At 52.0% G+C, this 9,970-nt stretch carries 12 protein-coding genes and 2 pseudogenes; 5 read left to right on the top strand and 9 right to left on the bottom strand.

Features of this window, described 5'->3' with window-relative positions; all coding sequences use genetic code 11:
* Window positions 1-1,269: pseudogene (locus CS369_RS22315) on the bottom strand (MFS transporter); the annotation flags it as partial.
* 100 nt (window positions 1,270-1,369) lie between these two features.
* On the opposite strand from CS369_RS22315, the gene CS369_RS22310 reads away from it, so the two are divergent.
* Complete coding sequence (locus CS369_RS22310; RefSeq protein ID WP_196908752.1) at window positions 1,370-2,314, top strand: LysR family transcriptional regulator; 945 nt, start codon at window positions 1,370-1,372, stop codon at window positions 2,312-2,314.
* On the opposite strand, the gene CS369_RS22305 is transcribed toward CS369_RS22310, so the two are convergent.
* The 3 genes from CS369_RS22305 to CS369_RS22295 are packed head-to-tail and all read right to left on the bottom strand — an operon-like array spanning window position 2,311 to window position 3,939.
* A complete protein-coding gene (locus tag CS369_RS22305) occupies window positions 2,311-3,036 on the bottom strand; it encodes a nitronate monooxygenase (RefSeq protein WP_196908751.1) in 726 nt (241 codons plus the stop codon). The genes CS369_RS22310 and CS369_RS22305 overlap by 4 nt on opposite strands.
* Window positions 3,020-3,241 (bottom strand): hypothetical protein, encoded by a 222-nt coding sequence (locus CS369_RS22300; protein WP_196908750.1) that lies wholly within the window; start codon window positions 3,239-3,241, stop codon window positions 3,020-3,022. Before CS369_RS22300 ends, CS369_RS22305 begins: the two co-directional genes overlap by 17 nt.
* Window positions 3,238-3,939, bottom strand: coding sequence for a dihydroorotate dehydrogenase electron transfer subunit (locus tag CS369_RS22295; protein WP_196908749.1), 702 nt, complete (start codon window positions 3,937-3,939; stop codon window positions 3,238-3,240). Before CS369_RS22295 ends, CS369_RS22300 begins: the two co-directional genes overlap by 4 nt.
* A gap of 321 nt (window positions 3,940-4,260) precedes the next feature.
* On the opposite strand from CS369_RS22295, the gene CS369_RS22290 reads away from it, so the two are divergent.
* Both CS369_RS22290 and CS369_RS24315 read left to right on the top strand, forming a co-directional pair.
* Window positions 4,261-4,977: a helix-turn-helix domain-containing protein gene (locus tag CS369_RS22290; RefSeq protein ID WP_244665193.1), complete on the top strand. Its 717-nt coding sequence runs from the start codon at window positions 4,261-4,263 to the stop codon at window positions 4,975-4,977.
* A gap of 19 nt (window positions 4,978-4,996) precedes the next feature.
* Window positions 4,997-5,176, top strand: coding sequence for a hypothetical protein (locus CS369_RS24315; protein WP_244665192.1), 180 nt, complete (start codon window positions 4,997-4,999; stop codon window positions 5,174-5,176).
* A 23-nt stretch (window positions 5,177-5,199) separates the two neighbouring features.
* Here the strand turns inward: CS369_RS24315 and CS369_RS24310 are convergent, their stop codons facing one another.
* From CS369_RS24310 to CS369_RS24300, 3 genes are read right to left on the bottom strand one after another with little or no spacing between them, the layout of a single operon-like run.
* Window positions 5,200-5,385, bottom strand: a complete 186-nt coding sequence (locus CS369_RS24310) for a M20/M25/M40 family metallo-hydrolase (protein WP_244665191.1) — start codon at window positions 5,383-5,385, stop codon at window positions 5,200-5,202.
* 12 nt (window positions 5,386-5,397) lie between these two features.
* Window positions 5,398-5,706: a hypothetical protein gene (locus CS369_RS24305; RefSeq protein ID WP_244665190.1), complete on the bottom strand. Its 309-nt coding sequence runs from the start codon at window positions 5,704-5,706 to the stop codon at window positions 5,398-5,400.
* Window positions 5,696-6,238, bottom strand: coding sequence for a M20/M25/M40 family metallo-hydrolase (locus CS369_RS24300; RefSeq protein ID WP_244665189.1), 543 nt, complete (start codon window positions 6,236-6,238; stop codon window positions 5,696-5,698). Before CS369_RS24300 ends, CS369_RS24305 begins: the two co-directional genes overlap by 11 nt.
* Before the next feature lie 523 nt (window positions 6,239-6,761).
* Here CS369_RS24300 and CS369_RS22280 point away from each other — a divergent pair.
* Both CS369_RS22280 and CS369_RS22275 read left to right on the top strand, forming a co-directional pair.
* Window positions 6,762-7,112, top strand: coding sequence for a hypothetical protein (locus tag CS369_RS22280; RefSeq protein ID WP_196908748.1), 351 nt, complete (start codon window positions 6,762-6,764; stop codon window positions 7,110-7,112).
* Window positions 7,113-7,754: 642 nt separating this feature from the next.
* Window positions 7,755-8,897, top strand: a pseudogene (locus CS369_RS22275) (MFS transporter).
* 52 nt (window positions 8,898-8,949) lie between these two features.
* Here the strand turns inward: CS369_RS22275 and CS369_RS22270 are convergent.
* Together CS369_RS22270 and CS369_RS22265 are read right to left on the bottom strand one after the other, a co-directional pair.
* A complete protein-coding gene (locus CS369_RS22270; protein WP_196908747.1) occupies window positions 8,950-9,498 on the bottom strand; it encodes a cytochrome b in 549 nt (182 codons plus the stop codon).
* A 140-nt stretch (window positions 9,499-9,638) separates the two neighbouring features.
* Entirely contained in the window at window positions 9,639-9,863 is a 225-nt protein-coding gene (locus CS369_RS22265; protein WP_196908746.1) for a DinI-like family protein, read from the bottom strand.
* Window positions 9,864-9,970 lie beyond the last annotated feature (107 nt).

Raw genomic sequence — 9,970 nt, 5'->3', positions numbered from 1 at the left:
ATTTAAGCAAGCCCAACATCAATCGAAAATCAGTGTTGCAAAAACGGGGGTGACCATAGATTTTTTCTGAACGCAGTCTGACAATAAGGCACACAACGCTGGCGAGTGTGGCAAGCAGAGTGACGCCCGGCCAACCAGCGATCGACATCGCTTTGGCACCCAATGCAGAGCCTGACGCCATGCCAATAAACACGCCGGTAAACAGCAGGGCGTTGAGCCGTCCACGAGCCTGAGCGTTCAGGCTGTAAACCAGCGTTTGGTGAGAAACCAGTGCAGATTGTAATCCCAGGTCAAAACCAACGGCTGAAAGCGCAATCAATGCCAACTGACCGTGGAGCGGTAGCGCGGGCAACAGAAACAAGGCGGCAAAAGAGATGGCCGAAAGCGCTGCGCCTAACTGTGTGACTTTTGCTGCACCAAAGCGGTCTGACAGACTGCCTGACAGCGGGGCGGCCAGTGCCCCGGCTGCGCCCGCCAGACAGAAGGTGCCGGCGACGGCGCTGCCCAACTGGTAATGCTGTTCCAGCATCACCGCCAGCGTTGACCAGAATGCGCTAAACCCGACAGAAAGCAGCCCTTGCGCCAGTACCGCGCAGTGCAGTGCAGTGCAGGATAACTGCGCCACAGTTGCAGCATAGAGCGTAATAAATCTGGGTAGCTCAGGGCCGAGTGCTGGGCAAAGGCAGGCAGAATACGCCACAGCGCAATACCGATAATGGCGATACTGAGGGCGGCTAACTGGTACATGGCCCGCCAGCCAATGTATTCGCCCACCACGCCGCTCACGGTTCGAGACAGCAGTATCCCGATCAGTAACCCGGTCATGACGGTACCGACATTTTTTCCCTGTTTTCCCTCTGGGGCCAAAATAGCCGCGACGGGCACAATATCTTGCGCCAGGGTGGCAGCCATACCGAGCAGCAGGCTGGAAAGCCACAGTGCGCTTGGTCCTGTTACCTGGCTGCACAGCCAGAGCATGGCGGTCAACGTGGCGCTTTTAACGGCGATGATCTTACGCCGATCGTAGCGATCGCCGAGCGGTAATAGCAGCAGGATACCGAGCGCATAACCGATTTGCGTTAACGTGGGCACCAGTTCCATGCCGTCAAGTGACAACTGTAAGTCATGGCCTATCTGCGGCAGAATGGGTTGAACATAATAGATTTATGCCACGCTGAATCCTGCGCCAATGGCAAGGATGAGCGTCATGAGACCAGAAAGGGTCGGCTGCGCGACGCTTTCGCTCTCGGTGTTTGAAATGATCGACATGTAGATTTCCCCGTTGTGCTGTCGTGTTGAGGCGTATTGTTCAGCAATGTGGCATCGCGTTGTAGCCGGATAAGTGGTAAAACAGTTATACGCATGACGTATGAGTGGTGGCATAGTGAGCAACATAGACCGTATAGAGTTGATGCAGACACTGACGCGCATTATCGAAAGTGGTTCTCTGTCGACTGCGGCGCAGCAGATGGGAACGACTCAGGCGACCATCAGCCGCCGTTTGCAGGCGTTGGAGCAGTTGCTGAATACCAAACTTCTGCTGCGGACCACCCATGCCATGAAGCTGACGGATGATGGTGAGCGCTGTTACCAGCATGCACGAACGCTGATCGCCGCCTGGGAAGCGCTAGAAGACGATTTGAAAGGGGCGGATGCTGAACCGACGGGCGTGCTTCGAGTACGTGCTCCGCATGCCTTTGGTCAGGAAAAGCTTATTGCACCACTGACGCAATTTCTTAATCAGTACGGGCAACTCTCAGTAGAGTGGATGCTGAACGATAAATCACCGGATTTTATCGCTGACAATATTGATTGCGCGATACACGTTGGGCCAGCCACCGATCCGGCAACCGTCGCCACGCGTTTAGCGGAGGTGCCGCGTATCATTGTGGCCTCTCCGGCGTTGTTGGCCCAGGCTCAGAACGCCGTAGAGGATATTGATGCTTTGGCAGCATTGCCCTGGATCGCCATCAGACAGTTTTATCACTACGATGTGACTTTATCTCACAGTGAAGCCGGGCAAAGCGTGCACTTTCCCATTGTTCCTCGGCTCACGTCAGACATTCTGTATGCCGCGCGTCAGGCCCCATTGAGCAGTATTGGAGCCGTCATTATTTCGGCCTGGCTAGTGGAAGATGATATCCGCGCCGGTCGGCTGATTCATGTGTTGCCGCAGTGGCAAGCCTCACCACTGCCGGTTTTTTTGCTCTACCCTTATGCCAATTACTATCCCACACGGCTACGCAAATTTTTGGCGTTAATGCGCGATGCCATGCCGGGGTTAGTAGGAATGCGTAAACCCGAATTCCGTTAGCGTAAATTTGCCAGCAGCGCAGCATCATCCAACGCGCCTGTCAGTTCGCTGATATGACGAATGCCCTGTTGTTGACAGTAGTGGTGTAGGTCATCAAGCAGCGTGATCATGGTCTGCGGTTGGATAAACGTGGCAGTGCCGACTTGGACGGCACTTGCGCCCGCCAGCAGGTAGGCAATAGCATCCTCAGCGTTTGAAATACCGCCGCAGCCGATGATAGGAATGGCAATATGTTTGTGGCATTGGTAGACCATGCGCAGCATGATGGGTTTGATTGACGGGCCTGAGAGTCCTCCCATGATATTGCCTAGCCGAGCCCGCCGACTGTGGACATCAATGCTCATGCCCAACAGCGTGTTACCCACCACGATCGCATCTCCCCCTTCGTGTTCTACCGCCTGTGCCACTGCGGCGACATCCGAGGTATTCGGCGTCAGCTTGGCCCAGAGTGGAAGGGAGGTTGCCTGACGCAACGCCTTGATAACGCGCGCGGTTGCCACCGGTTCAATGGCGAAAGCGCGTCCGTCTTCTTCAATATTGGAGCAGGAGATGTTGGCCTCAATCGCGGCAATGCCCGGCACCTCGCTCAGACGCGCCGCCAGAGTGGAAAATTCCTGCGCGGTTGGTGCAGAGATGCTGGCGATCAGCGGCGGCGCATAGCTTTGATAAAAGGGCAGCGTATGTTCAATAAAATCCTCAACGCCTTTACTGGGAAATACCAATGGCGTTGAGCATGGCCGAATCCAGCTCACAGACACGCGGCAGCGGGTTACCGCTACGCGGGTGAAGCGTGAAGGTTTTGGTGACGAACGCGCCAAGGCGATTAAAATCAATCACGTCGGCTAATCCCTCGGCAAACGTGCCTGAGGCGGGCATCACCGGATTTGCCAAACGCAGTCCGTTAATATCGACACTGAAATCCGTCATAACACCACCTCATGCAGCGGAAATACCGGGCCGTCGTAGCAGACGCGTTTATCGGTGAGCGTCTGGCTCTCTTTATTGCGCATGGGACGAACGCAGCAGTAGCACATGCCCAAACCGCACGCCATCTGCTGCTCCAGTGCCGCTTCGCCGCTGAAGCCCAACTCCTGTGAGAGCCGCGGCAACAACTGAATCACTCGGGATGAACCACAGGTATAGACGGCATCGATCGGGCACTGCTGGTGCACGGCGCGAATGCGCTGCTCAACCTGTGCCATGGCGCTGGAGCCATCGCTGTCGGTCACATCGATAACAGCGGCACCGCTGGTGAGAAAACGCTGTTGTGACATCAAATGCTCACGATCGCGCGCACTCAGTAGGGCGGTAACCTTAACATCATGTGCCGCCGCGTGCTCAGCCAGCGGAGCCAACGTCGCCAGACCAACACCGCGTCCGGCGACCAAAATATGGCGATGGCCCGGTTGCAGCGTGAAGCAATTACCCAGCGGGCCCAGCACATTCACCGCATCCTGTGGGCGCAGCGTCGACAAACCGCGCGTGCCGGCACCGACCACTTTATACAGAAAATCGACATAAGCCTGCTCCGCATTGGCAAACCAGGTGCTCATCGGGCGACGGAAAAACGGTTTGTCCTGTTCCGTTTGCGGGCATTGAAGGTTGAAGAATTGGCCCGGTTTCACCTATGCCGCGAGCGCATCGACACGCACGCGCAGATGTTTATATTCATCATTGACCCATTCATTACTCAGCACGCTGGCAGCGTTTTTGCGCGCAGTACTTGCTCTATGGGTACAGGCACGCGCGGCATTGTCATAAAAACTCCGTTGATAGTCGTAATATAAATTTCCCTGGCGCGGCGTAAAAAAGAGAAACCAATCCGCGCATAATGTTTTCGCCCTGGTGTGGCGTTGTATTTTTTAGCTAAAGCTATAATGAAGCGTCATCACGGTATTCACCGCCGATGGCTGCATTTGTCAGTCAGAACCGTTGATGATAAAATAATGCAAATTATTCAGTGGCCTGGAACCATGAATCTCACGTCGATCGATTATTTGGCTATCGGGCAACGGTTGCGTGCATACCGGATTGCCGCATCGCTCAATGCTGAACAGATTGCTGCCGAACTGGGCATATCGCGTGCGGCGGTATACCGTCTGGAAAAAGGCGAAATAAAAAAGATCGAAACCCTTGAGCGTCTGGCGCAGTGCTTGAATACCACTGTCGAGACGTTGCTGGGCGTGGGCATGGAGTATTATCCCCATGCTAGTGGCTTCTTTGAGAGAATGCGCCAACTCGAAGAGGGCTCTACGCGTATTTATTCTCACTTTGAACCGTTCTCCTATCTGCTGACCTCAGAAAAATACGATGCCTACCTGCAACAAATGTTGCTGGAAACCGACAGTACGACGGTACAGGGCGATAAACTTGACCCGAATTCATTACAAACACTGGCTATCCTTTCGGAACGTAAATCCCACCTGAATACCCATTTGCCGAAAATACATAACCTGATCGGTATTCAGCACATCGAGAAATTTATTCATCTCGGGCTGGTGGGCTCCTTGAATATTTCACCCAGTACGCGCATAGAACGTGTGCTGGCTACGCGCCAGGAAGTGAAATATCTGCTCCACTTATTGGAAGAGAAAAAGGATATCGTTCAGGTCGCCATCACCAAACAGACCATCCCCCTCTTCTACCTTCCAGATTTTCTATAACGACAGTGAGGCGCTTTCAGTGGCCTCCAGTCCCTTCCGCTTAGGGGAACTACCCAATATCAGCGCTGGGGTGGCGTGGGTTTCCTCATCAAAAGAGGCGATTCACCACCATCAATCCTTGTTCGATGCGCTGTGGGAAAATGCCGATATAGGGGATGATGCCCTGCGTTTGTTACGTGATACCCTCGAACGCTATTGATAACGTTCTGTGTTGTTTCTGCTTCAGACGTTAGCCAACCGCGCCAGCGTGTTTCTCAATACCTGGGCGGCCAGTGCGATATCCTGCGGCTCCGTGTATTCCGCCGGATGGTGGCTGATGCCTTCACGAGAAGGTACAAACAGCATCGCCGTGGGGTAACGGTTGGCCATGTACATCGCATCGTGTCCGGCACCGCTGGCCATGCGCATGCTGGTAATCCCCTATTGCGCAGCGCTCTCTTCCAACAAACTGCAAATCGATTTATCCAGCAGCGTAGGGGTTTCAGCGGCCAGCGATTCCAGCGCAATCTGCACATCGTGCTCTTTAGCCACTTTGCTGACGGAATCGGCCAGACGGTCTGCTACTCGCTGAATGCTGTTTTTATCGATGCCACGAATATCCACGTAAAATTTCACCAGACCGGGGATCACGTTCATCGCGTTGGGTGACACGTCCAGTTTGCCAACGGTGCCAACTGTGCCATAAACCATCTCTTTACAGGCAGCATGGCGTACGTCTTCAATGATCATGGCGCTGGTACATCGGTGTGGCACCGGAATGGTCGGCAAGACCGGTTACCGTCACGCGAAAGCGCGTCGGTGCCGCAATGCCTTCAACGATACCGAGGATTTTTCCTTCGTTTTCAAGCCGACGTCCTTGCTCAATATGCAGTTCGATAAAGGCATCGTAGCGTGCGGGTGCGAGCTCACAGCTGGCGAGTTTATTCTCGGCGTAACCTGCAGCGCTCAGCGCCTGAAATACCGTTAATCCTTGATCGTCCGTGTTTTTCATCCACGCACTACGCTCGATATGCCCGGTCAGCACTTTGCTACCAATGCAGGAAAAACCAAACCGGCTCGATTCTTCGGCACGAAACACCACCAGTTCCAGATTGCGTTTGAGCTCGCCGGGTTCGAATTGCGCCAGGGCATACAGGCCGGTGATCACCCCCAACGTGCCGTCGTACCCGCCCCCACTCGGCACGGAGTCAATGTGTGAACCGGTACCAATAGCGGGAAGCGAGCTGTCATAACCGGGTAAACGCGCAAATATTGTGCCCATTGCGTCCCGGTATACGTTAAGCCCCTGCGTTGCCAACTTATCGGCCAGATAACGATGGGCCGTTTCGTCCTCCCGGCTGAAGGCGAGACGCCATCCTGACCGTGGGTTGTGGAGAATTGGCGTAATTCTTCCAGCAACACCGTGATGTATTCTGTGGTGAAACGGGGCGGCATAGGGGCCCCTGATCCTCTGTATTGTCAGCCATTACCGGTTAACCATAAGGGCCAATCCTGGGGGGGAAACCTCGGCTGATGTTATGATTTTTAGTGTTGCGCGTTTTTTTCATACTCGTCAATACGATTGTCTAAAAATTTAGACAAAAATCGAAATGTGATAATAATTGATTTAGCAATAACCTGTTTTTAAAAAATATTTGTTTTTTATGATAAGAAAAAACGATGACTGGCATTGGTTTGTGTCAATTTTTAGATAGTGATTGCTGAACACAGTTGACAAGTTGCGGTATTTGTTTTAGAAAAGGTAGCTTCCCTATGTGGTTGACTAACCGCGACTAAAGGTGGCAATGATAGATTTTACGACGGTATATCATGCATTTACTCAGAGTCTGGATGGCACGGATAGCTATGTTGTCTTGCGCCGCGATTTGGACAGCCTGATTGGGAGCGAGCCCGATAATGCGGTTTCCTATTACGTTTTGCGTGGTCTGGCAGATAGCTATGTGACGTTATATGGCGATCAGGCGGTTAGTCCTGATTTCGCGCATCAGGTAAAAACGGAAATGATTCGACTGCTTGATATCGTAAAACCGGCATTGGCAGACAGAACCGCATCGGTGGCCGTGCGCTATCAGGCGATTAACGCGCTAGTGACCAGTTACTCATCGGGGAAAAAAACGGTTTTAGCCTACGAATAGTCCCCTGGTATCCAGCGATGTAAGGGGTTGTTCAGCCCATCATCCTCCGCTTCAGGAGGATTTTTTTTAACTATTGCTTGTTATTATGTATCAAAAATAAAACAAACGGGTAAATTCTGCTGCCTTTCCCGCTTGGAGTAATAGGCGGAAAGTCAGTGCATCGGTTTGCATGTCAGGCACGATTTCTTTTTTTGCACTGATTTAGTGATAATATGATGCGCTTGCATTATTTTGGTGCTGTTTTTTACCTAAATGGGTGCGCAATCCTTTTCGCTCAAATAGGCATTTTCCTGTTATTGGGGAATGACTAAAAAATAATTCTTTATAAATCATGTGATTGTTAATTTCGCTGCTCACAGTTGAGCGCTTTTGCGAAGTAAACGTTTGCGTGGTTGTTAGACAAAGAAGTGGTATGACTATTGCTAGTCATGTTTGTATCAAAAATGATACTGGTGGCGCACAAGGGCAAGGGTAGCAATACCAGGCACGTAATTTCATATTCTTATAACAATGATTCAGAAGAGCAGGATGGAATCAATTCCTTCACAAAGTGCACCCGCGTCAAGGCCGGCGAGCACGGAAAAAGAACACGTTGACAGCTACAGTTGGAAAGCACTAGCAGGGTCGGCAGTGGGCTACGCCATGGACGGATTTGATTTGCTGATTCTCGGCTTTATGCTGACGGCAATATCTGCGGATTTAAGCCTGACCTCCGGTCAGGCCGGATCGCTGGTCACCTGGACGCTGATCGGTGCCGTGATCGGTGGGTTGATTTTTGGTACCCTGAGCGATCGTTACGGCCGTATTCGTGTACTGACCTGGACCATTGTCCTGTTCGCCGTGTTTACCGGGCTGTGTGCTTTTGCGCAGGGCTAGTGGGATTTGCTGATCTACCGTACGATTGCCGGTATCGGTCTGGGCGGTGAGTTTGGCATCGGCATGGCCCTGGCGGCAGAAGCCTGGCCTGCCAAGCATCGCGCCCGCGCCTCTTCTTATGTTGCACTGGGCTGGCAGGCTGGCGTATTAGGCGCAGCGCTGATTACTCCAGCGCTGTTGCCGCATATTGGCTGGCGTGGCATATTTCTGGTGGGGATTCTTCCGGCATTTGTTGCCTGGTTTATCCGTCATCGCCTGCACGAGCCGGAAGTGTTTGTGCGTAAGACAGATAAGAAAGCCTCGACCTGGTCTTCTTTCAAACTGCTGATGAAAGATAAGGCGACCAGCAAAGTTAGCGCCGGGATCGTGGTATTGACGTCAGTACAGAACTTTGGTTACTACAGCATCATGATTTGGATGCCAAGCTTTCTGTCCAAAACCTTGGGGTTCAACCTGACCAAATCAGCCATGTGGACCTTGGTAACCATTTTGGGCATGATTGCGGGTATCTGGGTGTTTGGGCAACTGGCAGATCGCATTGGCAGAAAACCGTCGTTTTTGCTGTTCCAGGTTGGCGCAGTTGTTATGGTCTTGACCTATTCTCAGTTGACCGATCCCATGACCATGCTGTGGGCTGGTGCGCTGCTCGGGGTGTTTGTTAACGGTATGATAAGCGGCTATGGTGCGGTGATGTCCGAGGCCTATCCGACCAACGCCCGTGCAACCGCGCAGAACGTCATGTTCAACGTTGGCCGTGCCGTTGGTGGCTTTGGCCCTGTGGTGATTGGTGCTGTTGCCAGCGTCTACTCCTTCCAGATGGCGATCGCATTACTTGCCGCTATCTACGTGCTGGATATTCTCGCGACGCTGTTCCTACTCCCTGAATTGAAAGGGAAAGCGCTGGAATAACGTTTTTCTGGGTGAGAATTCAAGGCCAGAGTACATGCTCTGGCCTTTGCATTTAGTGCGTTTGAGTGGTGTCGGATTTACCCGGCATCATGCGCAGCAGCGTATTATCTCGCTGAACATAATGGTGAAACAGTGCAGCGCCTGCGTGTAGGGCAATCAGCAGATAGCCCAGATTGGCAAGCGTTTCATGAATGTCTTTCAGCAGGAACTGCGTATCGTCATCGGGAGTGACGAAAGGGGAGACCGTGAAACCCATGAGCGACCATTCGTTGTCGCCATACGCCATCATGGCAATGCCCAATAGCGGCAATGCCAGGAAAGTGGCATAAAGCACGATGTGAGTCAGCGTGGCGAGGTGATGCTGCCAGCGCGGCGGCACGGGCACGATCTCTGGCGTTTTGTATTTGTGCTTGAGCCCTATACGGATAAACATCAATACCCAAACCGCAACCCCTGCGTTGTAATGCAGCGTTCTCATTGCTGAAAATGCAAAAGATGAGCGTGGAAACCAGCCACGCAATTCCATCGCTGCATACACGAACGCAATGAGCAGCAGCGTTACCCAATGCAGGTGGATCTGTAATCTGGAGAATCGAGTCATCGTGGCATATCCCATTGAATGCTATAGGTCGTTGACATTAAGAATCCGTAACATAAACAAACATTGAGAGTTACGGGAAATAACGCCACATCGTCAAGGGAGATTTAAAATCTTTACGCCGCGTATCATTCGTTAACCAGTCATTCATCCGCATAATTAAACATCTCTTCTATTATGCAATTGATAATCGCTTTATCCGATTTACTGGCATCCGAATTTATCGTATTCGCCTGCATGGCTTTTGCCCTGACTTCAGCATCAGGGAAGAAGCGGTGTACCCGTTTTATCAGCTCGTTCTCGATAAGATGGTGGGCGTTGTTGAGTCCGAAAACGTTACGTTTGTCATAAACGAGTTCTATGAACATGAATGAAATCCCTACTGGGCTGTTTTTATATGGGTCTTACCCTATCATGGTGGCACACACCCTCAATCAAGTATAATTATCTATACTTGTACCTTCCCAAAGGAGGT

Origin of the sequence: Candidatus Symbiopectobacterium sp. 'North America' (genome assembly GCF_015762685.1) — a bacterium.
In the GTDB taxonomy this organism is placed as follows: domain Bacteria; phylum Pseudomonadota; class Gammaproteobacteria; order Enterobacterales; family Enterobacteriaceae; genus Symbiopectobacterium.
The sequence above is the reverse complement of the archived record's forward strand: the minus strand, read 5'-3'. Positions and strand labels throughout refer to the sequence as shown.

Excerpts from the sequence above, each read along its gene's own strand:
- CS369_RS22310 (WP_196908752.1), top strand. The coding sequence starts at position 1,370 with ATGAGTGGTGGCATAGTGAGCAACATAGACCGTATAGAGTTGATGCAG.
- CS369_RS22300 (WP_196908750.1), bottom strand. The coding sequence starts at position 3,241 with ATGACGGATTTCAGTGTCGATATTAACGGACTGCGTTTGGCAAATCCG.
- CS369_RS22290 (WP_244665193.1), top strand. The coding sequence starts at position 4,261 with ATGCAAATTATTCAGTGGCCTGGAACCATGAATCTCACGTCGATCGAT.
- CS369_RS24310 (WP_244665191.1), bottom strand. The coding sequence starts at position 5,385 with ATGCGCATGGCCAGCGGTGCCGGACACGATGCGATGTACATGGCCAAC.
- CS369_RS24305 (WP_244665190.1), bottom strand. The coding sequence starts at position 5,706 with ATGATCATTGAAGACGTACGCCATGCTGCCTGTAAAGAGATGGTTTAT.
- CS369_RS24300 (WP_244665189.1), bottom strand. The coding sequence starts at position 6,238 with ATGGGCACAATATTTGCGCGTTTACCCGGTTATGACAGCTCGCTTCCC.
- CS369_RS22280 (WP_196908748.1), top strand. The coding sequence starts at position 6,762 with ATGATAGATTTTACGACGGTATATCATGCATTTACTCAGAGTCTGGAT.
- CS369_RS22270 (WP_196908747.1), bottom strand. The coding sequence starts at position 9,498 with ATGACTCGATTCTCCAGATTACAGATCCACCTGCATTGGGTAACGCTG.
- CS369_RS22265 (WP_196908746.1), bottom strand. The coding sequence starts at position 9,863 with ATGTTCATAGAACTCGTTTATGACAAACGTAACGTTTTCGGACTCAAC.